At 67.7% G+C, this 25,394-nt stretch carries 20 protein-coding genes; 11 read left to right on the plus strand and 9 right to left on the minus strand.

Features of this window, described 5'->3' with window-relative positions; all coding sequences use genetic code 11:
- Nucleotides 1–556: 556 nt before the first annotated feature.
- On the plus strand, nucleotides 557–1,483 hold the full coding sequence (locus FHY05_RS18620) for a LysR family transcriptional regulator (protein WP_183945939.1): 927 nt from the start codon (nucleotides 557–559) through the stop codon (nucleotides 1,481–1,483).
- On the opposite strand, the gene FHY05_RS18625 is transcribed toward FHY05_RS18620, so the two are convergent.
- Nucleotides 1,437–2,804 carry a M20/M25/M40 family metallo-hydrolase gene (locus FHY05_RS18625; protein ID WP_183945940.1) on the minus strand — a complete coding sequence of 456 codons (1,368 nt, stop codon included), beginning with the start codon at nucleotides 2,802–2,804 and terminating at the stop codon, nucleotides 1,437–1,439. The two genes, FHY05_RS18620 and FHY05_RS18625, sit on opposite strands and share 47 nt — an antisense overlap.
- Before the next feature lie 17 nt (nucleotides 2,805–2,821).
- Nucleotides 2,822–3,790: an MBL fold metallo-hydrolase gene (locus FHY05_RS18630; protein WP_183945941.1), complete on the minus strand. Its 969-nt coding sequence runs from the start codon at nucleotides 3,788–3,790 to the stop codon at nucleotides 2,822–2,824.
- A gap of 627 nt (nucleotides 3,791–4,417) precedes the next feature.
- Between FHY05_RS18630 and FHY05_RS18635 the strand changes: the two genes are divergently transcribed.
- Nucleotides 4,418–5,524, plus strand: coding sequence for a dipeptidase (locus FHY05_RS18635; protein WP_183945942.1), 1,107 nt, complete (start codon nucleotides 4,418–4,420; stop codon nucleotides 5,522–5,524).
- Nucleotides 5,525–5,739: 215 nt separating this feature from the next.
- Here FHY05_RS18635 and FHY05_RS18640 read toward each other — a convergent pair whose 3' ends face one another.
- The 3 genes from FHY05_RS18640 to FHY05_RS18650 all read right to left on the minus strand — a co-directional run bounded on the left by FHY05_RS18640 (nucleotide 5,740) and on the right by FHY05_RS18650 (nucleotide 9,865).
- Nucleotides 5,740–7,101: an efflux transporter outer membrane subunit gene (locus FHY05_RS18640; protein ID WP_183945943.1), complete on the minus strand. Its 1,362-nt coding sequence runs from the start codon at nucleotides 7,099–7,101 to the stop codon at nucleotides 5,740–5,742.
- Nucleotides 7,098–8,114 carry an HlyD family secretion protein gene (locus FHY05_RS18645; RefSeq protein WP_311732521.1) on the minus strand — a complete coding sequence of 339 codons (1,017 nt, stop codon included), beginning with the start codon at nucleotides 8,112–8,114 and terminating at the stop codon, nucleotides 7,098–7,100. Before FHY05_RS18645 ends, FHY05_RS18640 begins: the two co-directional genes overlap by 4 nt.
- Nucleotides 8,115–8,227: 113 nt before the next feature.
- Nucleotides 8,228–9,865, minus strand: a complete 1,638-nt coding sequence (locus FHY05_RS18650) for an MFS transporter (protein ID WP_221191309.1) — start codon at nucleotides 9,863–9,865, stop codon at nucleotides 8,228–8,230.
- 220 nt (nucleotides 9,866–10,085) lie between these two features.
- Between FHY05_RS18650 and FHY05_RS18655 the strand changes: the two genes are divergently transcribed.
- From FHY05_RS18655 to FHY05_RS18680, 6 genes are all read left to right on the plus strand, one after another.
- Entirely contained in the window at nucleotides 10,086–10,475 is a 390-nt protein-coding gene (locus FHY05_RS18655; RefSeq protein ID WP_183945945.1) for a hypothetical protein, read from the plus strand.
- 530 nt (nucleotides 10,476–11,005) lie between these two features.
- On the plus strand, nucleotides 11,006–11,929 hold the full coding sequence (locus tag FHY05_RS18660; protein WP_311732522.1) for an amidohydrolase family protein: 924 nt from the start codon (nucleotides 11,006–11,008) through the stop codon (nucleotides 11,927–11,929).
- Between the two features lie 389 nt (nucleotides 11,930–12,318).
- Entirely contained in the window at nucleotides 12,319–13,716 is a 1,398-nt protein-coding gene (locus tag FHY05_RS18665; protein ID WP_260181701.1) for a TolC family protein, read from the plus strand.
- Nucleotides 13,713–14,717 (plus strand): HlyD family secretion protein, encoded by a 1,005-nt coding sequence (locus FHY05_RS18670; protein ID WP_183945947.1) that lies wholly within the window; start codon nucleotides 13,713–13,715, stop codon nucleotides 14,715–14,717. The genes FHY05_RS18665 and FHY05_RS18670 overlap by 4 nt, the downstream gene beginning before the upstream one ends.
- Nucleotides 14,714–15,856: an ABC transporter permease gene (locus FHY05_RS18675; RefSeq protein ID WP_183945948.1), complete on the plus strand. Its 1,143-nt coding sequence runs from the start codon at nucleotides 14,714–14,716 to the stop codon at nucleotides 15,854–15,856. The genes FHY05_RS18670 and FHY05_RS18675 overlap by 4 nt, the downstream gene beginning before the upstream one ends.
- On the plus strand, nucleotides 15,853–16,962 hold the full coding sequence (locus tag FHY05_RS18680; RefSeq protein ID WP_183945949.1) for an ABC transporter permease: 1,110 nt from the start codon (nucleotides 15,853–15,855) through the stop codon (nucleotides 16,960–16,962). Before FHY05_RS18675 ends, FHY05_RS18680 begins: the two co-directional genes overlap by 4 nt.
- Nucleotides 16,963–17,074: 112 nt before the next feature.
- Here the strand turns inward: FHY05_RS18680 and FHY05_RS18685 are convergent, their stop codons facing one another.
- Entirely contained in the window at nucleotides 17,075–18,022 is a 948-nt protein-coding gene (locus FHY05_RS18685; RefSeq protein WP_183945950.1) for a hypothetical protein, read from the minus strand.
- Nucleotides 18,023–18,260: 238 nt separating this feature from the next.
- Between FHY05_RS18685 and FHY05_RS18690 the strand changes: the two genes are divergently transcribed.
- From FHY05_RS18690 to FHY05_RS18700, 3 genes are all read left to right on the plus strand, one after another.
- Nucleotides 18,261–19,019, plus strand: a complete 759-nt coding sequence (locus tag FHY05_RS18690) for an SDR family NAD(P)-dependent oxidoreductase (RefSeq protein WP_183945951.1) — start codon at nucleotides 18,261–18,263, stop codon at nucleotides 19,017–19,019.
- Between the two features lie 119 nt (nucleotides 19,020–19,138).
- Nucleotides 19,139–19,657 (plus strand): flavin reductase family protein, encoded by a 519-nt coding sequence (locus FHY05_RS18695; protein ID WP_221191310.1) that lies wholly within the window; start codon nucleotides 19,139–19,141, stop codon nucleotides 19,655–19,657.
- A 136-nt stretch (nucleotides 19,658–19,793) separates the two neighbouring features.
- Nucleotides 19,794–20,825 (plus strand): glycoside hydrolase family 43 protein, encoded by a 1,032-nt coding sequence (locus tag FHY05_RS18700; protein WP_260181702.1) that lies wholly within the window; start codon nucleotides 19,794–19,796, stop codon nucleotides 20,823–20,825.
- Between the two features lie 212 nt (nucleotides 20,826–21,037).
- Here FHY05_RS18700 and FHY05_RS18705 read toward each other — a convergent pair whose 3' ends face one another.
- From FHY05_RS18705 to FHY05_RS18715, 3 genes are read right to left on the minus strand one after another with little or no spacing between them, the layout of a single operon-like run.
- On the minus strand, nucleotides 21,038–23,206 hold the full coding sequence (locus FHY05_RS18705) for a xanthine dehydrogenase family protein molybdopterin-binding subunit (RefSeq protein WP_183945952.1): 2,169 nt from the start codon (nucleotides 23,204–23,206) through the stop codon (nucleotides 21,038–21,040).
- The gene (locus FHY05_RS18710; protein ID WP_183945953.1) at nucleotides 23,206–24,225 is read right to left on the minus strand and encodes a xanthine dehydrogenase family protein subunit M; all 1,020 of its coding nucleotides are present in this window, start codon (nucleotides 24,223–24,225) and stop codon (nucleotides 23,206–23,208) included. Before FHY05_RS18710 ends, FHY05_RS18705 begins: the two co-directional genes overlap by 1 nt.
- A complete protein-coding gene (locus FHY05_RS18715; RefSeq protein ID WP_260181703.1) occupies nucleotides 24,225–24,923 on the minus strand; it encodes a (2Fe-2S)-binding protein in 699 nt (232 codons plus the stop codon). Before FHY05_RS18715 ends, FHY05_RS18710 begins: the two co-directional genes overlap by 1 nt.
- Between the last annotated feature and the right edge of the window lie 471 nt (nucleotides 24,924–25,394).

Genomic DNA, 25,394 nt, shown 5'->3' on the forward strand with positions numbered 1-25,394 from the left:
TGCGGCGGCTCATGTCGACCGCGAAGACGACCGTGCCCCGGCAGATGACGTCCCCCGCACAAAGGCGCTTGCAAACCCCACGATTAGACGACGGCAGGTCTAGGTAAGCGACATAGACGTTCTGAGCGGCCGAAATTGGGCGAACACAGACGCGACCGGCGGCTAACGTTGCCATGCCAAACTCATAGCGAGCGGGTTTGCGATGGTTGACGTGCGCTGCCTACGTTCCCCCGAATCCCGCGGGACAGCTGCACCGATCGCTTTGGGGGCGCCTGGTGTTTCCTGGAACGTCTGCCCCGATCGACCCGTCGTCATGAGGGCGCGAAGCACGATAGCGGGTTCTACCTTCCGGTGGAAGAGCGTCGCGCCCTTCAACAGTCCGCTTCGATCGACCCGTCCGCCTTTACCCGCCGCGCCTCCGTGCGGGACTACCGTCCCGCCGCACTGCCGCCGAGCTGACCCGAGGGTCTGGCGCGGTGAAGCCCTGGCGGCATCGGAGCGCGCACTGCTCTGCTTCTCAGCTTTGAACGACGCTCCGCAGGGTACATAAGACCTGATGCGAAACGACGTGCTCAGACGCCTCGACGCGGACCTTCTACTTACGCTGGACGCGCTGCTCGCGGAGTCGAATGTGACACGCGCGGCGCAGCGGCTCGGAGTGCAGCAGTCGGCGCTGTCGGCGCGACTGGCGCGCCTGCGCGCGATTTTCGCGGATCGCCTGTTCGTGCCCTCGGCCGACGGGCGCGGCGTTTCGCCCACCCCTCGTGCGCTCGATCTGGCCCCGACGCTGAGCCAGGTGCTCGGCCTGCTCGACGCGATGGTGGAGCCCGCTTCCGACTTCGATCCTGCGACCTCACGGCGAACGTTCGTGGTGGCGCTTCACGAGATTCCGGCCGTGATGCTGGGGCCGGAGCTCGCACCTCTTCTCGCCGCCTCGGCCCCGCTGGCGAGGCTTGCCATGATCGCCCCCGACCCGGCGAGCCTCGCTGAACGGCTCGAGCAGGGCTCGATCGACGTCGTGGTCGGCACCGGCGAGCAGGCGCGCGAGGGCTGGCTGGCTCGCAGCCTCTTCAAGGACGCCTTCGTGACCGCGCAGCGCAGGGGGCACCCTCGCGGAGGCGGCGCGCTCGATCTGGACGCGTTCGCCGCCTCCGAGCACGTCCTCGTATCTGCGGATGGCGGCGGGTTCTTCGGGCAGGTCGACGCGAGGCTTGCCGCGTTGGGACTGGAGCGGCGAGTGGCGCTTTCCGTTCAGACCTACTCGCTCGCGCCGACGATCGTCGCCGCCAGCGACCTGCTCTGCACACTGCCGAGCCGCTTCCTGCATCGCTTCCGCGACGTCTTGGACCTGTTCGACCCGCCCCTGGACCTGCCTCCCGCCGAACTCGCCGCCTACTGGCATCCGCGCGTCCAGGAGGATGCGGGTCACCGATGGTTCAGGGGCCTGCTCTTCGCAGCGGCCGGGGCGACGGCGAAGGAGTGAGCGGTCGATCGGCTAGCAGCCGGAGGACGGTGGTCCAGACCCGCACGTTCTGCCGCAGGGCGGACATGTCGACTTGGTCGAGCGTGTCCCGGGCGTTGTGATGCGTGTCGAACAGGAGGGTCGCGTCCTGATCTAGACGCAGCAGCGGCACGCCGGCCGCCTTGAGCACGTCGGCGTCGGGCGGCCCGCTGGCGCTCCGGTCCGTGCGTACGAGGACGTTTTCGGAAGCCAGACCGGCGGCAAGACGGCGATCGAGCCCGGGATCGCCCAGATCGGGAAGGCGCAGGCCGACGATCCGTCCGCCCCCCCAGTCGCTCTCGGCGGCCAGATCGATGCCAGCGAGCTCGCGGCGATGCAGTTCGATGTATCGGCGAGCGCCCGCGAAGTTCGGGTACGATCCCGGCTGCGTCACCTCCTCGGCGCCGAAGAGGACCAGCCGGATGGAGCGAAGCGGCCTGTGCGGCCGGTCGTGTAGCGCCTTCACGGCGGCGACCACCGCGGCGATGCCGAAGCCGTCGTCGGAGGCGCCCGTGCCCTGCTCCCAGCTGTCCAGGTGCGCGGAGACGAGGACGGCCGGTGCCGTCGGGTCTCGACCGGGTAGGGTCGCCACGACGTTCTGGGTGACAGCCCGCCCTGACCAACCAGCGCCCGGTCGCAGGCGCAGAGTGACCGGCCCCTTCGTGGCGAGACGGCCGAGCTCCTCCGCGTCCGGCGGCGAGATCGCGAAGGCGGGGAACGGCCGCGCCAGCGGCTTGGTCGCGCCGCTGCTCGCGAGCCTTTCGTGGTGGGTCGCGAGCGATCGCAGTACGAAGCCTGCGGCACCTTTCCGGGCCGCCGCGGCTGGCCCTTCGGACCGCATTACGACCAGCCGCAGGTATCCGGCGCCGTCGGCTGTGCCCGGCAGGGCCTCGAGCACGGCGACGATGCGGCCCCGGACGCTGTCGGCGGGCGCGGCCAGGAACGCGGCATAGGTGTCGTACGCCACCACGCGAGCGGTGACCGTCGGACCGGAGACAAGCCCGCCGAGCGGGGTCGCGACGAGCCTCCTGCGCTCCGGCGCGATCACGTCGACGGCTGCATCGCCGGGCGACCAGCGGAGTATCGGAAAACTCTCGATGGCGACGTGGGACAGGCCGAAGGCGCGCAGTCGCCCTGCCAGCCATGCGGCCGCAGCGCGATCGGCCGGAGACCCGGCGGGGCGCGCGCCGAAGCGCGTCGTCAGCTCGGCGAGAAGAGCGGGAGCAACCTCGCTCGCGACTGCTGGGGCCGGCGGCCGCTCATCTCTGGCGCCAGCCGGCGAGGCCAGCAGCAGCGCCAGCATGGCTGCGACGCGCGGGATCATCGGGCGTCGCGGTTCCCGTAGTCGACCGGTACGAACTCGTAGCCCGTGCCCACCGTCCGAACGTGCCCGACGCCCGGGAACGGAAGATGCGGAGCCGCGACGAGGGCGCGATCCCGGGCGAACTCGGCGAACGAGCTCTTTCGGACCGCCGCTGCCTGGCCGGGATCGACGTCGTACACGATCGTGACTTCCGGCCGCGGCATCTGCACTGCGGCAACGTGCACGATGTCGCCGATGAAGATGATCCGCTCGCCCTCGCTCTCCAGCGTGTAGAAGGCGCTGCCGGGCGTATGTCCGGGATGGAGGCTGGCCGTTATGCCGGGCACCACCTCAGTCGTCCCGGAGAACCCCGCGACCTTGCCGGCGTCGACGTAGGGCTTCACCGTCTTGATCGCCTCCTCGAAGTACTTGGGGGCGTAGCCGCTCCGAGCCGCGTTGCCGGCGTCGAGGAAGAAGTCGAGATCGGGCTGGCCGACGTGCAGCGTGGCGTTCGCAAAGACGCGTCGGCCTCCCGCCACCAGTCCGCCGCTGTGATCGGTGTGGACATGGGTGATGAGGATGTCGGTGATCTGTTCGGGACGGAAGCCGGCCGCTTCGAGGCTTGCGACGAGCTTGCCGCCGTTGCCCGGTCCGAAGAGTTCGCCGGAGCCGGTGTCGACCAGCACGAGTCGGTCCGGCAGTTGCACGAGGAAGGCGTTGATCGAGGCTTCGACCGGATTTGACAGGAAGCCGGCACGCAGCAGCGCATCGGTCCGACCCGCCGTCGTGGACCGCAGCAAGGTGTGCAGGTCTTGGGGCACGGTGCCATCGGACAGGGCTGTGACCGTCACCGCGCCGACGCGGAAGCGGTAGAAGTCGGCACCCTGCAGCATGACTGTGGACGGACGCTGCACCTGGGCCGATGCGGGCTGGGCCGACGGCGTGAGCGAGAGCGCGAGAGCGGAAAGAAGGGCGGCGGATTTCATGGGAACTCCTGAAGGGTTCTTGGCGATCTAAGGGGGCGACGCCTGAGTGGGAGGTCGGTCCTGTCGTTACGTCCCATCGACGGCAGCGTTGCCCCTTGATGCGGCACCTGAGCGAGCGAGAAAGCGCCGCCGTTCTGAACTGTCTTCGTTAGCGCCGCACCGTTGCGTTTTGCAGCAGCCCTCCTTCGCCGTAATGGAAGGATGCATTCATGCTGGTACTTAGACCGGCGAGGAAGGCCGCTGGAAAAGGAATTATAGTCCCTCTGGCATGTTTTGCCGTTTCGCGGTTATCGGAGCGTTTCAGGTGCGCACGCGAGGCAGTGGTGCCTAACAGTCTGTTGATTTAACCAGGTCTATAGGTAAGTTCTTGATTTTACGCTGACCTTCAAACCACCTGAGATGTGTCTTCTGCATCTAAGGCAGCAGGTCGATACTTGGCAGGGTTGCCCGAGAACGTCGACCGTCGAGGCGTCTCACCGGCTGCTCTGTTCGTAATAGTTATCATGTGCCGCATGGATCGACCTGCCAGGATGCCGCCCGATTGTTGCGCGGGGCGCCCGACTCATCGCACAACGACGCCGTTGCGATAGCGAAGGGATCAGCGAGTTGCTGCTTGACGGAGGTTGGATGTTGATTGGCCGTCGATCGATGGTTGGGACAGGTCTCGCCTTGGCAGCCGCGCCAGGGCTGGCGGCTGGTGGGTTGAAGCCCACCATCAAGCGGCTTTACGGTCGCGCTATCGTCATCAACGGCAATCTCGGAGGCCCCTTCTTCGAGGAGCGTCGACTGACCTTTGCGGAAGTCGCGGAGATTCGCTCATCGGGCCTCACGGCTGCGAAGGTCACGCTGGGAGGCGACGGCATGGATCGGGCCACGACGCTTGCGCAACTGCGTCGGCTCGAACGCACCATCGACGTAAACCGCGACGTGTTCATGCGGATCGGCAAGACGGCGGATCTCATTAGCGCCAAGCGTTCCGGACTCGTCGGACTCATCCCATCCTTCGAAGGCGGCAGCATGCTGGAGGGCAGGGTCGACGCCATCGACGCGTTCCGATCGCTCGGCGTGCTCGTCATGGGGCTCAGCTACAACCGTCGCACCCCGTTCGGGTCGGGGGTTCTCGATCCCTGGTCGATTGGCCTGACGTCGCTCGGTCGTGAGGCGGTCGCTCGGATGAATGCTCTGGGCGTGACCGTGGACGTCAGTCACAGCGACGAGAGCACTGGATTGCAGGCGATTGAGGCGTCACGCCAGCCCGTCCTCGTCACCCACGCCGGCAGCTCGGCTGTCCACGCTCATCCCCGCAACAAGTCCGATCGGCTGATCAGGGCCTTAAGTGAGCGAGGAGGAGTCTTCGGCCTCTATGAGCTGACCTTCATAGCCGGCAACGACCATCAGCAGTCCCTCAGCGACTACATGGCTCATCTGGATCACCTACTGAACGTAGCGGGGGAGGACCATGTCGGGGTCGGAAGCGATGCCGCCATCGGTCGCTTCGACACTTCAGCCGCCAGCATGTCTGCCTGGGATGCTGATATCGCGCGACGGCGAGCTGCCGGCGTGGGAGCACCCGGCGAAGGGCGGCCGCCTTTCGTTACCGAACTGAACCGGGCCGATCGCATGGAGCTCATCGCGGCGGCGCTTGCCAGCAGGGGATATCGCGCTCGCGTGATCGAAAAGGTGCTGGGAGGGAACTTCGAAAGAGTTTTCTCCGAAACATGGTTGCAAGGTTAGACGCGGCCTCGGATGACCGATCGAGGGCCCCTTTCAGGGTGGCTAAGGGGATTCGTGCAGCGTCGTTGCGCTTGAGGAGGCGGTCGGGTGGAACGATCGCCCTCTGGAGTATCCGTCGTCGAGATCAAGACGCAAGTATCGGGCGCCGGTCAACGATTGACTCGAATAAACGGCTTTAATCTCTTGACCTGACGCCCCGTTCGCCCGTCGAACCATCAGGCTCCCAGCCCCCCCCCTAGAGCCTGGAACAGGCGCACGGCGGCGGACAGGCGGTCAGACCGCGCCTGCACCAATGCGAGGTCGGCGGACAGCAGACTACGCTGCGCGTCCAGCTGTTCGAGGTAGGGTGAGTAGCCGGCATCGAAGCGGTTGATGGCGTGCCGCAGTGCGGTCGCGACGGCGGCACGCTGCTTCGTCAGCGCTGCCTCCTGCTCGGCGTAGCGCTTCTGCTCCGCGAGGGCGTCCTCGACCTCGCGGAAGGCATCGAGGACCGTCCGGCGGTAGGCGAAGGCCGCCTGGTCGCGGCGGGCTGCAGCTGCGTCGGACTGCGCCCGCAGGCGCCCTCCCTGGAACAGCGGCGCAAGGATGCTGCCGCCGAGTTGGAACACGTCGATGGGGCTTCGGAGCAGTGTGGAAAGCGCTATTCCTCCGGTTGCGCCGAGCTGCAGCGAGGGCAGGAAGGCGGCGCGTGCGGCGTCCAGACGTTGGTCGGCGGCAACGACCTGCTCCTCGGCCTGAACGACGTCGGGGCGCGCGCGCAGCAGGTCGGCCGGCACGGTCGCTTCGACGACGGGAAGCGCCAGCTCTCCGAGCGGGCGACCTCGCGCGACGGACGCGGGCTCGTCGCCGGTCAGCACGCTGAGGCCGTTCTCCTGCCGACGGATCGCCAGTTCCGTGATCGGAATCTGCTGTTCGGTCGCCCTGAAGTCGCCCTCCGCCTGCGCCAGCTCCAGGCTGGCGGAATAGCCTGCTTCGGTGCGGCGCTGCGCTAAGCGGAGCGATGCCCGGCGCGCGTCGAGCGTCGCGCGCAGAACTTCCAGGCGTGCGTCGAGCGCGAGCAGCGCCACGTAGCCGCCTGCCGCGGACGCAGCGACGGCGAGGCGAACGCCGTCGCGTCCGGCGCGGGTCGCCAGCAGGTCGGCCCGCGCGGCGGCGGTTGCGTTGCGCAGCCGACCGAAGAGATCGGCGTCGTAGGAGACGGACAGCTGCACCTGCCCGGCTGTCTGGTCGGCTCCTTCGCCGAAGGCGTTGACTGTGCGTTCGCGTGCGCCGCTTGCGCTCGCGGACGCGCTCGGAAGCTGCGCTCCGCGCGCCGCGGCGAACTGTGCACGGGCCTCCTCCACGCGGGTGGCGGCGATCGCGACGTCCAGGTTGCGGTCGAGCGCCCGCGCGACGATGGCTGTGAGCGCGGGCTCGCCGAAGCGGTTCCACCACGCCGGATCCAGCCTGCCTCCCGCTGCCGCTCCGTCGCGCCACGCCGCGGGCGCGACGACCGCGGCGGAAAGCGGCGTCTCTGGGCGCGGCCCCGCGCAGCCTGAGAGCAGCGCCGCCGACAGCAGCGGAAGCGCGGGCTTCACGGCGGCGGCGCCCGGTCCACGTGGGCCTCCACGGACATACCTGGACGAAGATGCCGCGCGAGCGGCTGGCCCGCGTCGATCTGGATCCGCACGCCGATGCGCTGCGGCACCTTGATGAAGTTGCCGGTCGCGTTGTCGGGCTTGAGCACCGCGAACTCGGAGCCGGTCGCAGGCGAGATGCGCTCCACGCGTCCGCGCAGAGTCGCGCCGAGGGCGTCCACCGAGACAGTCGCGCGCTGGCCTGGCGCCATGCCGCGGGTCTGACGCTCCTTGTAGTTGGCGATGACCCAGCGATCGGGGGGCACAAGGGCCATGAGCTGGGTACCGTTGGTGACGTACTGTCCCACCCGGACGCCGACCTCTCCGAGCTGCCCTCCCTCTGGCGCTCGGATCACGGTGTTGGAAAGGTCGATCTCCGCGAGGCGGAGGGCGGCCTTGGCTCCCTCGACCTGCGCCGCCAGGCCTTCGCGGCCCACGTCGACGGTGAGGACGTTCTCCCGCGCGACCGCGGCGGCGGCGCGGGCCTGCCGGAGCCCGGCCTCGGCCTGCGCGAGCGCCGCGCCCGTCTGGTCGCGCTCGCGCGCCGAGATCGAGCCGTCGCCCACCAGGTCGCTCGCCCGCCGCATGTCGAGCAGCGCGCGGCGAAGCTGCGCCTGGGCGTTGGCGACGTTGGCGAGCTGGCTCTGGAGCTCCGCGGATCGCGCGGCCCGGGCCTGCGACGCGTTGGCGAGCTGCGCCTCGGCGTTGCGCACGCTCGCGTGCGCCTGCGCCACGCGGGCGCGGTAGATCCGTTCGTCGATCCGGGCGAGCACGGAGCCCGCCGGGACCATCTGGTAGTCGCGCACCGCGACCTGGACGACGTAGCCGCTGACCTGCGGCGCAATGATGGTGGTTCGGCCGCGTACGTAGGCGTTTTCGGTGTTCGCGTCGGCGCCGACGAACGGGGGAACGCGCCATACGGCGAGGATCGCCAGCACGGCCGCGATCGTCAGCGCAGCCACGACCCCGATCACCAGAGGGCCATGCCGGACCGGCCGCCATGCTCCTGAGGGTCGGACCTCCGCTTGGGACGGAGCGGATGGCGGCGGCGGTGGGGGCGGCGACGCTGCCGACGCGGCGGCTTCCGTCATGAGCGCGCCTTCTCGGTCGCCTGGCTGCGCCTGCGCACGAGGATGATGAGGCCGACCAGCAGAGCGTTCGCAAGCGCGATCATCGAGCCGAGTCGGAAGACGTCAGCGAAGGCCAGGATGTTTGCTTCGCCCGTAAGCGCCTGTCCGAGCAGGCTTGTCCCTTCGATCGCCCGCAGAGCCGGATCGATGAGCGCGCCGCTCACCGCCGACGCCCCTGCCTGAAGCCGCTCAGGCACGATGGGGTTCGCTGCGTCGAGATGCTGCGAGAGCGCCGTCGCATGATAGCGGACGCGGTCGACCTGCCACGAGCCGAGCAGGGCCGCGCCGGCGAGGCCGCCGAGGTTCTGCGTCGCGCTGAACAGCACGACCCAGCTGACGAGGTACTGAGTGCCGCGCTGCGTGACCCGGCTGATCCCGAACACGAGGGCGGGCCCCATGAAGAGGACGGTGCCGAGCCCGATCAGAGACTGGCTCAGGTACAGCTGTGGTGGTCGCGTCAGGTTCGTCACGCGGGTGTCGAGCGCGGCGCCCAAGGCGATGAGCAGAAGGGCCGCGAGCACCAGGTGGGTGCCGCGCTCCGGCTTGAAGACCAGGAAGGTCACGACCATGCCCGCGACCATCGCCAGCGCCACGAGGCCGAAGAGCACGTGGAGCTGGTCGTTGATGAGGCCACCGAACGTCAGCAGGCCGACCGAGCCGTAGCTCTGCTCGGCCAAGGCCACCCGCACGACGAACGCGACGACGGCGAACCTGATCATCTCGGTCGTCCCGATCCACCGCGTCTGGATCAGGGGTCGAGAGCGGAAGTGCTCGATCAGCACGGCGAGCGCGATCAGCGCGGCCGACGCCGCCAGCGCCGGGCCGAGCCAGGGCGTGTCCGTCCACCAGAGATAGCGTCCTACGCTGAGCACGCCGGCCAGCAGCAGGAAGCCCGGGACGGAGAGGCCGATCGTCAGCGCGTCGAGCGGTTCGAACGCCTTTGAGCGGTCGGTCGGCGGTATGGGCACCGCTATCGTGCTGGCCATGACGGCGAGCACGAGCCCGAGCTGCATCAGGTGCAGCCCCTGCCAGCCGTCGAGGGCGAGCGCCTCTACAGGAATCATGCGTGCGAGCGGCACACCGAGCTGCGGGATGCTGATGCCGAGAAGTAGGCCCTTCTGCCGCTTTTGCGGCGGGAAGATCTGCAGAAGGTAGTAGAGGGTGACCGAGCTGAGCGCGGCCATCGCCATGCCGGACATGGCGCAGGTGACGAGCCCGGCGGCGTAGCTCGGCCAGATCAGCTGGATGGCGATGGAGATCGCATAGACGCCGAGCAGTCCATGCATGACCGCGGGGATGCCGAACTGGATGCGCGCACGCACCAGGGTGAGGTTCGCCGTGGCGTTGAACGCCACGTAGACGGCTGGAAACCACAGGATCTGCGTTATGTAGAGGCCCATCGCGCCGGCTAGGTTCGGCAGGTTGACCGTGATCATAGAGTTGACGATGTTCGAGGTTATGCCGGTCAGCACCGCGATCAGCGCGTAGGCGACCCGGCGCCCGAGGGGGTGGGGCGGAGTGTAAGGCGAGCCGAGGAACAGCGGGCGCTCGCTCGGCGCGAAGGAATAGCTCACCGGGGCTGCCGCGGGCGTCATGATCCGGGATCATGCGAGCTTCTGCGGAGATGCTCTACTACCCGACCGCGGAAGGGACCCTTGCCTTCACCGCCCCCGCAACGAGTTGTTAAGGAGCATCGGTGAAGTACGTGTCATGGGCCGAATACCCGCGAGATCGCTTCACCGAGAATGGGCCGGTTTAAAGCCGGAGCGTTGCGGAGGGGCGGCGTGCTCGCAGACGTCGGGCGAGACTCGACTGGTGCTGCACCACGACCACCTCGCGAACTTCGCAAGGCAGGCGCTGCTTGAGGCGCTGACGACGGCTGACAAGCGGCCCGCGCACAGCCGTGTGTGGCAGCTTCATGCCGCAGAGATCAGGCGACTCGGCCTGATCCGCTTCGATCCGCGATACGTCTGCGAAGCTTGCAACAATTGCGACGGTCGTGGGAAGGACCGGCATTACAAGGGGCGCTCCACACCGATCTATCCCGCCAGTTTCTCGATGACGCCCGATGAGCTCCACGCCGTCAGGATCGCGGCAGATTGGGACGAGGTTGCTCCCGCGATCTGGGAGGCGGCCAGAGAAGACCATTGTCGGCGTCGCGAGGCGATCAGCAGATGGGCTGCCGATCTCGCCGCCTCGGTGTAGCGGCGTAGTCGCCTCAGTCGCACGCCTAAGGTCGAAGGGAACGGCCTCGCCGTTGCCCTGAACTTTTCTTTGCGGAAACGCGAGAGAGGTCCGTCGGTTCGGCGCGGGCTGAACAACCTCGGACACGACTCGCCATGTCGGATGCTCCGATCCGCTGCAGCGGTCACGCACGTCGTCCGACGATGTCGGGCGGTGTGGCGTACCTGCTTGCGCTGCACATGTCGGGTCGAACAACCCTTCGAGGTGCCTGGAGAGGAGTGGTCTGGAGTCGGTCGGCTGAACCGACCGCGGCAGAGCTTCGGTCTCCTCTCGTCGGCTCTCGCTCAGGTCTAAACGCTTGCTTGAACAGCTAAGTGTGCATTCCTGAAATCGGAAGAACGTCCGCTTCCACTCGCATCTATGTTCGCCCTCCGAGACAAGTCGAAGGACGCGGCCGCTCCGATCCGATCGGGTGGTCCGCGACGCTGGTTCCAGTGCGGCGCCTTGCCGCTTTGAAGAAGCGAGGACACGTCATCATGTCGAAAGCTCGAGTGGACGTTCACACCCATCTGGTCCCGGAGTTCTGGGCGGAGGAGCTGAAGTCGCACGGCGGCGACCCTTCGGGCTGGGGGCAGCCCGCGTGGTCCAAGGAGTCGGTCCTCGCCTTCATGGAGAAGGCCGAGATCTCATGCAGCATCCTCTCCCTCACGGCGCCGGGCATCGAGGGCTGGTCCCGCGCCGAACGGCCGGACATCGCCCGGCGCGTCAACGACTACGGTGCCGAGCTGGTGCGCTCCGATCCGGACCGGTTCGGCTATCTCTGCACCTTGCCGCTGCCGGACATCGAAGCTTCGTTGGCGGAGCTCAAGCGGTGCTACGACGAGCTGTCGGTTGACGGCGTCTGCCTGCACAGCAACTACGACGGCAACTATCTGGGCGACCCGCTGTACGATCCGCTCTGGAGCGAGCTGGAGGCCCGCAAGGCAACCATCTTCCTGCATCCCACGACGCCTGCCGGCGTGAAGGTGCTCGAGGGGCAGCCGAGCCCGATGGAGGACTATCCCGCGGACACGACGAAGGTCTCCCTCGACCTCGTGACGAAGGGGCACATGACCCGCTATCCGTCGGTCCGCATCGTCCTTTCGCACGGCGGCGGCTTCATGCCCTTCGTCGCGACCCGCTTCGCCGAGCTCGGCGCTTCGATCACGAAGGGAACCAGCGCCGATCACATCCTGGCGGAGCTCCGCAAGTTCTACTTCGACACCGCGCTCGTGGCGCCGTCCGGCATGCCCAGCCTGCTCGCCTTCGCGCCGGCGGACCACATCGTGTTCGGCACCGACTTCCCCTACGCCTCGGAGGCCGTGTCGCTGAAGTTCACGGAGAACCTCGACGCCTTTCAGGGGCTCGACGCCGAGACGAGGACGCTCATCGACAAGGGCGCCGCGTCGCTCTTCCCCCGGCTCTCCAGCCGCTGAGAGGCAGGAGCACGGGTCGTGGGCGGGGCAGCGTCACCTTCGAGATCGTTGCCCGTCCACGGCCTGGGCGAACGCCGCGGTTCCAGCCGGACGGCATCTAAGCAGGCAGCGACGTGGCGCCAGCCGGTCGCCTCGCCGTTCTGGCGTCGGCGAGCGTTTCTCATCGCTCAGGCCGAGAGCTCCTCCGAACATGTGCGCTTCGGCTGCGAGCTCTTTGCGGGCGTGCGAGCGGTCAGCTCCGGCGCTCGGATCCTTAGGCCTGCGCCATGAAGGCCCGCGGCGGCACGCCAGATCCACGCGCTCGCGTCGTCGTCGGTCAGCTAGTCTGCCTTCTCTCGCTCATGGCACCGGCCTGCGCGCTCGCCCAGACGACGCCCGCCGGAACCGCGATGAGCTACGAGGCGGCGTCGACGAGACTCGACGGGACGTCCCCTGGACTGAGCGGCCGAGGTCATGAGGTGAGCGCGACGCGGGCGACCGCCGCGGCGACTAAGGCGCTCAGGCGTCCGCTGATCACCGCGACGGCGAGCGTCATCGAGTACCAGAAGACTCTCTCGCTCGATCTGAGCGGCCCGCGTGCGACCTTGAGCCGGTCGTCGGACGATCTGCTCGGTCGGCTCTCCTCGGACTTCCCGCCCGGCTCCTCGCAGATCGCCGCGGAGGTCATTCAGCGGCTGGGCGCTGCGCTGCCCGGGCTCATCGGGTCGATACCGGACGAATACAACCTGCGCACGCGGGACGCGATCTTCCGACCGACGGTGCAGGGTCTCCTTCCGCTCTACACCGGCGGCGCCATCGGCGCGATCCAGAAGGGGGCCGACCACGCGACCCAGATCGCCGAGGCCGAGGACCGCGGAGGACGCGATCTCGCCCGCGTCGGCCTGGTGCGCGCCTACTTCGGCCAGCTGCTCGCCGTCGAGCTCGCCTCCTCGTCCGCCGAGACGCTGGCGAGCTTCGAGCGGCATCTGGCCGACGCGACGAGGATGGAACGTGCGGGCATGCTCGCGCATGCGCGCACCTTGGAGGTGCAGGTCGCGCGCGACGCGGCCGCACGGGCGCAGCTTAGGGCCGAGAGCGAGGAGGCTTCGGCGCGCGACGCGCTCGCGAGGATGCTCGACATGCCGGCCGGGGTAGAGCCCTCCTCGCCGCTCTTCGTACAGTCGGCTCCCTTGGCGTCCGTCGGCTCCTTCATCGAATCGGTGGACGGCACGCCGCGCGTGCAGGGGGCGGACGCCGCGCGGCGGCTCTCCCGGTCCGGCGTCGATCTGGCCAAGTCCCGGTTCCTGCCGCAGGTGTTCGCGTTCGGAGAGTACAACCTGGACCGCGATCAGGCGCTCGCGACCGAACCCGACTGGATCGTCGGTGTCACCGCGCGGATGACCCTCCTGTCGAACGTGGATCGTCGCGCGACGCTCCTTGCCGCGCAGGAAAGGGAGAAGGGAGCCGCCGACGCTGCGGCGCAGGCGAGGAAGGACGTCGCGGGCGACGTGGTCAAGGCCTGGAACCTCGTGGACGCGGCACGCCGCTCCTTCCTGCTCCTGGAGAGCGGCCTCGCTGCCGCCGCGGAGAACCTTCGCGTGCAGCGCGCCTCCTTCGTCGAAGGGGAAAGCCCGGCAGGCGATCTCGTCTCGGCCGAGGCGACGCTTGCGAACGCCCGCGCGCAGCGTGCGGCCGCGGCGTTCGAATACGATCTCGCGCTCGTCTCCCTTCTGGCCGCGAGCCACAGGATCGACGAGTTCGGACGGTATCTGCGCGCAGCGGACCACCACGTGGAGACCAGGCGATGACGGACGCGGACGCGACGACGGCTCGGTCCCGGCAGCGCCTCCTGGTCGCAGCCGCCCTGGTCGGGTTGCTTCTTCTGGTCGTCCTCGGCCTCTGGCTGGCGGCGCGGCCCCGACACGAGCAGCTGCAGGGCATGGTCGACGCGGACGAGGTCAACGTCGCGACCAAGGCGCTGGCCCGCGTCGACCGGCTTCTCGTGGCGGAGGGTGAACGCGTGAGCGCTGGCCAGACGCTCGCCGAGCTCTCCAGCCCGGAGATCGTAGGCGGTCGCGAACAGGCCGAAGGCGCGCTGCAGGCCGCCCGCGCGATCCAGTCGGAGACCGATGCGGGGCCCCGCGGCGAGGACGTCGCCTCCCTGCGGGCGGCATGGCAGGCCGCGCTCGCCGGAGCCGAGCTTGCGGCGGCGACGAGCAGGCGCATCGAAAGCCTCTACGCGCAGGGCGTCGTCCCGGCGCAGCGGCGCGACGAGGCCGCGGCCGCGCGGTCGAGCAGCGCCCGCCAGGCGGAGGCGGCGAGGCAGCAGTACGTGAAGGCGCTTTCGGGATCGCGCTCGCAGAACAAGGCGGCTGCCGCCGCGCAGGTCAGGATCGCGAGGGCGGCGCTCGGCACCGCCACCGCTCTGACGGCGGAGACCCGGCTCACCTCGCCGATTGGCGGCGAGGTGTCGCGCAAGCTCGTGGAGGCCGGCGAGGTCGTCGGCCCGGTCGTTCCTGCCTATCAGGTCACCGACGTCGACCACCCCTGGGTGTCGGTCAACGTGCGCGAGGATCGGTTCGCGGGCGTCGCGATCGGGCGGGTGCTGCGGGGCCGGATTCCCGCGATCGCCCGGCAGGTCGACTTCGTCGTCTACCGGATCTCCCCGCGCGCCGACTTCGCGACGTGGCGAGCCACGCGGGAGGATGCGGGCTACGACATCCGGGCGTTCGAGGTGCGGATGCGGCCCACGACGAGGGTCGATCGGCTCCGTCCCGGCATGACGGTCCTGTTCGACTGGCCGCAATGAAGGCCTTCTTCCGAGCCTTCCGACGCGAGGTCGCCCACCTGCGGGCGAGCCGTTGGGACCAGCTCGGCGTCTTCGTCGTGCCCGGACTCCTGCTGGCCGTCGTCGCGGCCATGCTGGCTCCCGGAGCCATGAGCGACCTGCCCGTCGTCGTCTTCGACGAGGGCGCAGGTCCGGCGGCTCGGCGGATAGAGCGCGCCATCGACGCCTCCGCGAAGGTCCACGTCGCCGCGGTGGTGCATAGCCAGGATGCCGCGCTGGCGATGGTCCGGCGCAACGAGGCTTGGGCCATCGTGCACCTTCCGGCCGACCTGTCGGCCGGGCTGTTCCGGTCGAGGTCGCCCGTGGTGCGGGTGCGCTACCAGGCGAGCTATCTCTCGGCGGGCTCCCAGGCGGCCAGTGCCGTCGACGCCGCCATCCGGGCCGAAGCGCCCGCGCTGCTGTCTTCCGCGCTGCCGAACCGATCGGCGCCGCCGATGCCCGGATCGCTTCCGCCGGTCGAGGTCATCGTCCTCAGCAACGCTCCGGGCAGCTTCGAATGGTATCTGGGCGGGCTGATCTTTCCAGCCGTCCTCCACCTGGCGACCGCCTGCGCATGCGCGATGGCGCTCGGCCGGGAACTGCGCGGCGAGAGCCTGGGGGAGTGGGCGCGGAGCACCGGAGGAGTGGCCTGCGCGCTGGCAGGCAAGATGCTTCCGTACGTGCTGGCGATGAGCGCCTGGGGCGTGGCCTGGCTCCTCTACCTCACGCTCGCTCGCGGCTGGCACGTCGTTGGAAGCCCAGCCATCGTCGTCGTCGGGCAGGCGACGTTCTACGCGGCGACGGCGTCGATCACCTGCCTCCTCTTCGCCGGCAGCCGGGAGCTCGCCACCACCCTTTCCGTCAGCACGGTCTACGCGGGCTCCGCGCTCGCCTACTCGGGCGCGACCCTCCCGCTATACGGCGCGAGCGGCTTCGCGCGCTTCTGGAGCGAGGTCCTGCCGCTCACGCACTACCTGTCGCTGCAGATGGGGCAGTTCAGCGGGTACGTGCCCGAAGCGGCGCTGGCGCCCTTCGGAGCTCTCTGCACGTACGTGCTGGTCGCGGGCCTGGGCGCGACTCTGCTTGTGCGCCGCCAAGGCGCGAAGGCGACCGGCAGATGATCGTGCTGGACGCGTTCGTGGCGACGTGGGGAAGGATCCTGACGAACAGGACGCTCGTGAGCACCATGCTCCTGGCCGTCGCGCTCTACACCTTCTACTATCCCGCTCCCTATGCCCACGGCGTCGCGCAGCGCCTGCCGGTAATCGCCGTGGACGAGGACGACAGCGCCCTGACCAGACGCGTGCTGCGCGATCTCCAGGCGACCCGCGCCGTCGACATAGTGGCGACCGAGGCCAGCCGCTCGGCCGGAGCGGCGCGTCTGCGGCGCGGCGACGCTGACGGGATGATCCTCCTCTCGTCCGGGCTCGACCGGACGCTTCGCACCGGGGCGGAAGGCGGCGGCGTCGCGGTCTGGCTCAACGGGACCTACCTGCTCCGCGCGAGTACGGTCGGAGGCGCGGTGCAGCAGGTGCTCTCCGCCCAGCCGACCCTGATCGAGGACGGCATGCGCCCATCGCTCACCCGACGCGGACCTCCCGTCTCCGTCACGACCGAGCCGCTCTTCAACCGCTCCGCCAGCTACAAGGGCTACGTCTTTCCCGCGGTCGCCGTGATCATCGCGCAGCAGACGCTGCTGTTCGGCACCGCCACCATGTTCGCTGGGCTGCCGCGGAGAAAAGGCCGCACGAGGCTGCCCGCGACGTTCGCGGGCGCCTGGCTCGCGCTCGCGTCGCTCGGCTGCCTGGCGACGCTGTTCCTCTTCGGCATGGCGTTCTGGCTGCAGGACGTCCCGCGTTCGGCCGCTTCGGCGCTTCTGATCGTCTCGGTCCTTCCCTTCTCCGCCGCCGTCGCTGCCTTGGGCATGCTTGCGGGCACCTTCATGGACCGCCCGGAACGCGCGGTCGCCCTCCTCGCTCCCACGTCCGTGCCGATCTTCTTCCTTTCCGGAGTCGCCTGGCCGCTCGACCAGATGCCGGCGGCCGTGCAGCTCCTGTCGCACCTGCTGCCGTCCACGGTCGGCGTGCGCCTCTTCGTCGCCACGAATCAGATGAACGCCGGTCTGCAGGACGTCTATCTTCAGCTCGTGCAGATGACGTCGCTCTGCGTGCTGTTCGGCTCCCTGGCCTACCTCGGGGTCTTCAAGCGACGTCTGGCTCTGGCGTGATGCAGGGCCGCGGCTCCGGATGACGGCAGCGGCGGCACGATAGCGGCCGCGCCCCCTCGGGCGGCAGCTTGCGACAGCCAGGAGCGGCTGCGCGAGTCGGTCGTGCGCGAGGCTACGACGCCGGGCCGCTGCCGCCCTCCATATTCCGGATCGATCGAAGCGCGCTTCCCAGTTCGGCGCCGGCAAGGCCGAAGGCCTCCGTCGCCACGGCTCGGTAGCGGCGCTTGAACGGTAGATCGAGTCGTCGCAGTTCCTCGATCTCGAGCAGCGTGGCGTGGCGCTCCGCCAGGTCGTTCGAGGTGCGCAGCTTGAGTATGCACGCCTGGAGGCGCGCACGGCTCTCTTCCGGCAGGTCGGAGGGCAGTGATCGGGAGGTCAGGAAGTCCGAGAGGTTGCGACATGCGTCCGTCACCACGTAGTATTCGCCGTCGCGGACGACCGCGCATCTCTCAAAGTCCTGATAGACGTCGTGGAAGTAGCGCGCTCCGTACCGAAGCGCCATGCGAGCCTTCTCTATGCCCTTGAGGTCGAGGAGGTCGGTGCGGACCGACAGGCGGTGGCGCACGTCCTCGGCCGCGACCTGCGCGCGGAGAAGCTCGTCCATCGAGGCTTCGAAGACGGCGCTTCGGATGCGGTAGGGTGGTGCTGCGCTGCCGTCCGAGTTGCGCCCGTCCAGCAGGAGCTGGCTCCGGAGCTTGCGCTTGACGACCTTGAGCGCTCGATAGGCGTCGCCGACTTCGTCGAAGAGCGCCTGCAGCCCCTCGGCCACGCCGTTGCGGTACCGCTCCTTCTCACGGCTCGCTTCGAGGCGGCGCGCGTCGGCGTCCCTCTGCCTTTGAAGAAGAGCCAGCATGATCCCGCCGATAACCGTCACCAGCAGGAACTGCATGACGACCTTCAACGCCTCGAGTTGCATGTTCTTGTCGCCGCTCAGCAGCATCCCCGCGAGCACTGCCGTCGCGATGGCGAGCGCGGCCGAACCTATGACCAGCCATCCGCTTGGCGAAAAGCCTCTGACGCCCTGCTCGTGCGGCTGCGGTGATGCGCTGCTCCGGTCCATCGTCTCCCCCAATCCGAGTCCACAATCGCGAGGCCGACGCGATAGTCGGATAGTGCCAGCGACAGGTTCCGCGCGCCAGAGGCGGCGAGGTTCTTCAGGTCGCGCGCGTCGGAGCCGCAATGACCGACGCCGATTATGACGTAGACCGTTTGTCCCCTCTGCCGGGAGCATTGCGATCTGGATCGCGGCCCCGTCCGCGATGGTTCCACGAGTGGATCTTCAACGATGGGAGTATGTGATGGCGGACCCGAACATGGTCAGCGAGGTGGACGGCAAGGTTGCGGTCGTGACGGGTGCGGCGAGCGGGATCGGCCGAGCGATAGCCGAGCTGCTCGTGGAGCGCGGCGCGAAGGTCGTCGCGGTGGACTGGGACGAGAAGGTGTCCGAGCTCGCGTCCGAGTCGCTGGTGGCATTGAAGGGCGACGTCACGGTGGAGTCCACGGCGGACGAGGCCGTTCAGACCGCCATCGACCGGTTCGGGAAGCTCGACCTCCTCGTGAACAACGCGGGCTACATCAACTACCAGTCGGTCGTCGACACCTCTCTCGAGGAGTGGGAGAAGGTCATGGCGATCAACTCGACGGGGTACTTCCTGTTCTCCCGCGCGGCCGTCAAGGCGATGATCCCCAACAAGTCTGGCGCGATCGTCAACATCGCCTCCTACGCCTCGTTCTTCGCGTTCAAGGACATCGCGCCCTACGCGGCGTCGAAGGGAGCGGTCGCCCAGCTCACCCGCTCACTCGCGCTGGAAGCGATCGAGCACGGCATCCGCGTCAACGCGGTCGGCTCCGGCGACGTCGTCACGAACCTCCTCAACACCTTCCGCGACGACGGTCGCGAGTTCCTCACCGAGCATGGAAAGGCGGCGCCGATCGGCAGATCCGCCGATCCGCGCGAGATCGCCGAGGTGGTCGCGTTCCTGGCTTCCGACCGCGCTAGCTTCGTTGTGGGCTCGATCTTCATGGTGGACGGCGGCTACAGCGTTCAGATCGCCTGAGATCGCCGCGCCGGATCGCTTTGGCGATCCGGCGCCTTCCGGCGCCTTCTTTTTGGAACGACGTGATGCGCCGAATAGCTGCGGAGCAGTGCTACCGCCTTATCGAGCCGGGTCCGATCGTGCTCGTCACGACCTGCATGGATGGCGAGATGAACGTGATGACCCTCGGCTTTCACATGATGGTCAGCCACGATCCACCGTTGGTCGCTGTCGTGCTCGGGCCTTGGGATCACAGCTTCTCGGCCCTTCGCGCCACCGGCGAGTGCGTCATCTCCGTCCCTCCTGCGTCGATGGCGGAGAAGGTCGTCGACATCGGGAACTGCTCGGGTGCCGACGTCGACAAGTTTGAGCGGTTCGACCTGACCGCGCTCGAGGCGTCGCATGTATCGGCGCCGCTCATCGCCGAGTGCGTCGCCAACGTGGAGTGCAGAGTGGCGGACGATCGCATGGTCGACGACCATTCCCTCTTCATCCTCTCCGCCGAAGCGGTGTGGATCGCGGACGACGCGGACAGTCAGAGGACGCTCCATCATCGCGGCGACGGCGTTTTTGCGGTGGACGGTGAGATCGTCGACCATCATGCGCGAATGACCAAATGGCGGGATCTGCCTCTTGCCGGCCGGGGCCTGGGCGGCTGATCGGTCGTGGTCTACCTGCCGGGCAGGCGCCGCGCCGACGGTTCGGGAAGAAGTGGGAGGGCTGCCGTCGCTCGCAGACGCGGCCCGCTGTTTGCGCGCGACGGCAGAGGAAAGGTTGAAGGAGCATGCTGATCCGATGATGCGACGTCTGTTCACCCGTCCCATCCTTCTTGGAGCGGCGCTGGCTTCGCTTACGGCAGCCACGCCAACGCCTTCGCCTCGCAATCCGATCGTGGAGGGATGGTATGCCGACCCGGAGATCAGACGCTTTGGGGGTCGCTACTGGATCTATCCGACCACCTCCGAAGCTCCGGCGGATGCGCCTGCGCCCAAGCTCTCGTCTCTTCAGAGGAGGCTGCGTTCTAAGTCGGACATCCGGCCGGCCTACCTCACGCAGACGTACCTGGACGCGTTCTCGTCGCCCGATCTGGTGCATTGGACGAAGCACCCGCGCGTCCTCGATACGGGCGGCGTCGCTTGGGCGGCCTACGCCATCTGGGCGCCGTCTGCGATCCAGGTGGGAAGGCGCTTCTACCTCTTCTTCGGCGCGAACGACGTGCACCAGGGCGAACTGGGCGGGATCGGCGTCGCCGTCGCCGATCGCCCGCAAGGCCCCTTCCGCGACCTGATCGGCAAGCCGCTGATCGGCGGCATCCACAATGGTGCGCAGCCGATCGACCAGTTCGCCTTCCGCGACGAGGACGGCCAGCTGTATCTATACTACGGGGGCTGGGGGCATCTGAACGTCGTCCGGCTCGCCCCCGATCTGAAGAGCGTGGAGCGCTTTCCTGATGGCACGACGTACCGGGAGATCACGCCTCCGGGTTATGTCGAAGGTTCCTTCGTCCTCCGGCGCGGAGGCGTCTACTACCTTATGTGGTCGGAAGGCGGCTGGACGGGGCCGGACTACAGGGTCGCCTATGCGACCGGGCCCACTGCGCTCGGGCCATTCACGAAGAAGGGGGTGATACTCTCGCAGGACGAAAGAGTCGCAAGGGGGGCGGGTCACCATTCCGTGATCAAGGAACCGAACTCGGACCGTTGGTGGATTGCCTACCATCGCCGTCCCTTGAGCGAGAACAAAGGGGATCACCGTGTGCTCGCGATCGACCGGCTCGAGTTCAACGCCGACGGGACCATCAGACCGGTGTCGATGACCGGGCGCTGAAACGAAGCGAACGAAGGTGTGCCTTGCGGGCGCTCTGACTCGGCAGGCGCAACGGCTTCCCTTTAAAGAAGCTTGATGGCGTAGACGAGCCCGCGACCACGCTCAACCTGCCGGCGCTGAGCGCAGCCTTCCACAAGCGGTTCGCGTCGCTCGCGGCACGACGACGTTGCGGCAGGACGGACATGGAACGTCCCGCTGTTATGCCGGCTTCGTCACAAAAGGTCCTCGATCCGCACGGGCATGTGGCGAATGCGCTTGCCGGTGGCATGATAGATGGCGTTGACGATCGCCGCCGAGCAGCCGGCCATGACGACCTCGCCGAGGCCCTTCAGCCCCATAGAGTTGGCGAGGGGATCAGGCTGGTTGATCAGGCCTACCTCGATCTCCCCGATGTCTGCGTTGACCGCAACGACATAGTCGGCGAGGTCGCAGTTGAGGTAACCACCGTAGCGGCGGTCGATCTCAGTCGCCTCACGCAGGGTCGCGCTGAATCCCCAGACGACGCCACCATAGACCTGGCTCATTGCCGTTCGTGGACTGATCACGCGCCCGCAGTCGGCGATGCTCACGGCGCGTGGCATCCGCACGCGGCGCATACGTGGTTCGATTTGCACTTCGACGAAGTGGGCGATGTAGCTCATCGTCGTGAAGCCGGCGTACTCCGGTCCGGCGACGGCGTAGGCGCCTTGGCGCAAACGCTGAAGAACTCCGGCATCCTGACCTGGGCCCCATGAGCTGACCTGTACCTCGACGTAAGGCCGTTTCACCGCCGCGAGTTGTCGATGGACGTTGCCGACCGGGATCCGGTCCGACAGCAGTTCGCCAAGTGCCGCCCGCATTTGATCAACCGCCTTGGCGGCGGCGGGCACTACGCCGGCGCTGCCCCACGACCCCGCCGTGATGTGCTGGGGCGCCGCGCTGGTGTCGCCGACCACGATCTCCAAGCCATCCGGATCGATCCGTAGACCCTCAAGCAGAACGTTGGCGATCGAGGTCTTGATGCCCTGACCCATCTCGTGCCCGGAAGCAGAGAAGCGCGAGCGGCCATCGGCGCCGATGCGCAAAGTTGCGAGCGACGGCACCATCATCGACGGGTAGGCGCCGACGGCCATACCCCAGCCGACCAGCGTACCATCGTCCAACCGCATCGATCCGGGTTCCGGCTTCCGCTGAGACCAGCCGAACCGGCGCGCGCCTTCCCTGATGCATTCGCTGAGAAAGCGCGAGGAATATGGCTTTCCGGTGAGCGGATCTACCCGCCCATCGTTCGCAAGCCGGAATTCGACCGGGTCGCGGCCGAGCTGCACAGCCAGCTCGTCGACCGCGCTTTCGAATGCGAAGCAGGAAGGCTGCGGGTGCGGGCAGCGCATGTAGCCGGGGTCCTGGCGGTCAATCCTGATGTCCGCGGAGGTGCCGAGATAGTCGCGAATGTCGTAGAGCCGACTTGTGGCCTCGTGATAGTCGGCCGGCGGAAAGTGACCATTCAGGGACTGCTCGTGCTCGGCGTGGTAGACAGCCGCAGTCAGCTTCCCAGACGCATCGGCGCCAAGTCGCACTCTATGGTGGCTTTCGGGCCGGAAGCTGGCGCCGTGGAAGATCTGGCCCCGCGGAATGACTAGCTTGACCGGCCGACCGGTCAGCATGGCCGCCCGAGCGACGATCGCGCTGTGGCCGTAAGGCGTTCCTTTCTGACCGAACCCGCCACCGACGGAGGGGCTTTTCACGTCGATCTGTCGGGGATCCATCCTGATCGACCTTGCCACTGCGTCGCGCACTCCAGCGCTGTGCTGGGTGCACTCGTAGATGGTCAGCCGGCCGCCTTCGAACACCGCGCTAGTGGCGAGCAACTCGATGGGATTGTGGTGCTGCGTTGGCGATACGTAGGTCTGGTCAATCTTGTTCGACGCCTGCGCCAGCGCCGCACCGGCATCGCCAGCCTTCTTATCTTCCGCGGGCTCGCGCCTCGCGCCGTCGCTGTCGATTCTAGAGGCGAACGGCTGCGCGGCATAGCGTCCCACTACCGCATCTGCGCCTTCGATCGCGGCCTCGAGCGTCTCCGCGAGCACAAGCGCAATCGACTGCCCCCGAAAGCCGATCTCCTTGCGAAAGGTCGGTGGGGCCGGCGGAGGACCTTCGCTCGCCTCGGTAAGCGGCTTTGGTGGTGCTGGGAGATCCTGTTCCGTCACGATGCGTACGACGCCTGGCACAGCCAAGGCGGCGGCGGTGTCGAGGCCGAGCAGCGTGCCCTTGGCGATCCGTGCCGGGACCAGCATGGCGTAGAGCGGGCGATCGAACCAATGGTCGGCCGCATAGAGCGTTGCGCCGCGCACCTTGTCGCGGGCGTCGATCCGGGCGATTTCCGGAAGTGCTCCGATCGGCATCAGACTGTCCTCTGCGCCGCAATGACAAGCGCGTCTGCCACAGTGCGCGCGGCGAGCTCGACCTTGAACCCATTCTGTCGCCCTGCTCGAGCTCCCGCGATGGCTGCATGCCCGGCGGCCAGAGCTACCTCCTGCGTCAGCCGCTTGTTGGCGAGAGCAGCCTCGGCGGCTGGCGCGCGCCAGGGGATCGTGGCGACGCCACCGAGCGCGATGCGGGCTCGCGTTATCGTGTCGCCGGTCATCTCGAGGGCGACGGCCGCAGACGCCAGCGCAAAGGCGTAGGACTCGCGATCTCGGATCTTGTGATAGGTCGACCGGCGGCCGGCGGCCGTCTTCGGTACCGTGATCGCCGTGACGATCTCGCCGCGCGACAGCGTGAACTCGATGTCGGGGGTGTCCCCTGGCAGCCGGTACAGTTGGGCGATCGGAATCGTCCGTGGACCCGCTGGCCCGAGCAACTCGACCGACGCGTCCATGGCACGCAGCGCGACGGGCCAGTCTCCGGGCGACACTGCGGTGCAGGCGTCGCTTGTCCCCAGCACAGCCTGCGCACGATCGACGCCGCCGATTGCGGCACAGCCGCTGCCGGGCGAGCGCTTGTTGCAGGGGTAGAGCCCGCCGCCAATCGTGGCCGCACCCGATCCGTTGCGAAAGTAGAGGCAGCGCGTGCGCTGTAGCAGGTTGGCTCCGACGGTTGCCATGTTGCGCAACTGCTGCGAGGCGGCTTTCGAGAGGGCCTCGGCGAGCACCGGATAGTCTCGGAGCACCACCCGATCTGCCGCAACGTCCGCCATGCGAGCATTGGCGCCGAAGCGAAGTGTGTCGCCTGCGGTCTCGATGCGATCCAGGCCGCCGATGCAGGTCACGTCGATCAGGTGCTCCGGCCTTTCGATGCCGAGCTTCATCAGGTCGTAGAGCGTCGTGCCGCCAGCGATGTATCGCGCTCCGAGACCTGCTTCTCGAAAGGCAGTCAGGGCCTCATCGATGGTCCGCGAACCGGTGTAGCTGAAGCGTTGCATCAGGACCGTCCCATCTTCGCCGCCGCATCTTCGATCGCAGCCACGATGCCCTTGTAGGCGCCGCACCGACATATGTTGCCGCTCATGTATTCGCGGATGCGCTCTTTCGAGGTCGCGTTACCCTCGCGCACGCAGGCGATCGCCGACATGATTTGACCCGGCGTGCAATAGCCGCACTGGAGAGCGTCATGCTCGACGAAGGCCTGCTGCATCGGATGCAGGCGATCCCCGTCCGAAACGCCCTCGATCGTGAGCACCTTGCGGTCATGAACCTTCGCAGCGAGTGTCAGACACGAGGCGACCCTGCGGCCGTCGACATGAACCGCGCAGGCTCCGCACTGGCCATGGTCGCAGCCCTTCTTCGCTCCGGTGAGGGCGAGTCGCTCGCGCAGCAGATCGAGGAGCGAGGTCCGCGTGTCGATCTCGGCTTCGACATCAACGCCGTTGACATTGGTTGAGAGAGCGAAGCTTTGGCCGAACACGGCGCGAGCGGCCGCAGGCGTTTGGGCGCTGCTTGGCGTTGGCAGCGCCGCAGCCGCCAAAATCGCGCTGCCGGCAGTCAACGCGACGCGGCGGGAAACCTCTATGTTTGAAGAGGCAGCTTTCCCTGAAGCGTCGAGCTGGTCGGGGGCATCAGAGTGCATTTCGCATCCTTTCGGATGCCGATCCATGATCGAGCTATGGCTCGCGGTCGGCATGTTCCTGGCAGCATATCGGAGTGGAGCCGTGGGCGCACGACATCGAAAGTCCGGGTTCGCTAACCGGCAGTCCAACGGGAAACTTATGGATGGCAAGGGTTGCGCGCGCAGGAAGGGGCCGCGCAAACCCTTCGCGACCAGCGCGACGCTATCATCGCTGCCATGGGAGGAACGGTACGCTTAGGGGCGTAGGAGGGCTAAGGCCCGCTAGTGCTGCCCCGCGGCTCGTGCGAAACGGCCGCTATGGGCACGACAAGGAACCCGGACTTCGCTTTCGGCTGGTGGAGCTTCGGGAAAGCACGTCAATGCGTTGCCGGCGTTCCGCGGCTGCATCTGGCAAGGCGGACGCCTTACGAAATCGGATGCGTGTAGGTCGGCCGTAATGGCTCAGTTTGAACGTTTTCAACAAACAGGCGACGGTCAAGAAAAAACGTCAGCTATACGCCAGCAATACGGTATTTCCCTGAATCG

This window comes from Sphingomonas sp. BK580 (assembly GCF_014194975.1).
In the GTDB taxonomy this organism is placed as follows: Bacteria; Pseudomonadota; Alphaproteobacteria; order Sphingomonadales; family Sphingomonadaceae; genus Sphingomonas.

Excerpts from the sequence above, each read along its gene's own strand:
- FHY05_RS18650 (WP_221191309.1), bottom strand. The coding sequence starts at position 9,865 with ATGACGCCCGCGGCAGCCCCGGTGAGCTATTCCTTCGCGCCGAGCGAG.
- FHY05_RS18715 (WP_260181703.1), bottom strand. The coding sequence starts at position 24,923 with ATGCCGACCGCGAGCCATAGCTCGATCATGGATCGGCATCCGAAAGGA.
- FHY05_RS18665 (WP_260181701.1), top strand. The coding sequence starts at position 12,319 with ATGAGCTACGAGGCGGCGTCGACGAGACTCGACGGGACGTCCCCTGGA.
- FHY05_RS18680 (WP_183945949.1), top strand. The coding sequence starts at position 15,853 with ATGATCGTGCTGGACGCGTTCGTGGCGACGTGGGGAAGGATCCTGACG.
- FHY05_RS18690 (WP_183945951.1), top strand. The coding sequence starts at position 18,261 with ATGGCGGACCCGAACATGGTCAGCGAGGTGGACGGCAAGGTTGCGGTC.
- FHY05_RS18705 (WP_183945952.1), bottom strand. The coding sequence starts at position 23,206 with ATGCCGATCGGAGCACTTCCGGAAATCGCCCGGATCGACGCCCGCGAC.
- FHY05_RS18675 (WP_183945948.1), top strand. The coding sequence starts at position 14,714 with ATGAAGGCCTTCTTCCGAGCCTTCCGACGCGAGGTCGCCCACCTGCGG.
- FHY05_RS18635 (WP_183945942.1), top strand. The coding sequence starts at position 4,418 with ATGTTGATTGGCCGTCGATCGATGGTTGGGACAGGTCTCGCCTTGGCA.
- FHY05_RS18700 (WP_260181702.1), top strand. The coding sequence starts at position 19,794 with ATGATGCGACGTCTGTTCACCCGTCCCATCCTTCTTGGAGCGGCGCTG.
- FHY05_RS18630 (WP_183945941.1), bottom strand. The coding sequence starts at position 3,790 with ATGAAATCCGCCGCCCTTCTTTCCGCTCTCGCGCTCTCGCTCACGCCG.
- FHY05_RS18620 (WP_183945939.1), top strand. The coding sequence starts at position 557 with ATGCGAAACGACGTGCTCAGACGCCTCGACGCGGACCTTCTACTTACG.
- FHY05_RS18625 (WP_183945940.1), bottom strand. The coding sequence starts at position 2,804 with ATGCTGGCGCTGCTGCTGGCCTCGCCGGCTGGCGCCAGAGATGAGCGG.
- FHY05_RS18685 (WP_183945950.1), bottom strand. The coding sequence starts at position 18,022 with ATGGACCGGAGCAGCGCATCACCGCAGCCGCACGAGCAGGGCGTCAGA.
- FHY05_RS18670 (WP_183945947.1), top strand. The coding sequence starts at position 13,713 with ATGACGGACGCGGACGCGACGACGGCTCGGTCCCGGCAGCGCCTCCTG.
- FHY05_RS18710 (WP_183945953.1), bottom strand. The coding sequence starts at position 24,225 with ATGCAACGCTTCAGCTACACCGGTTCGCGGACCATCGATGAGGCCCTG.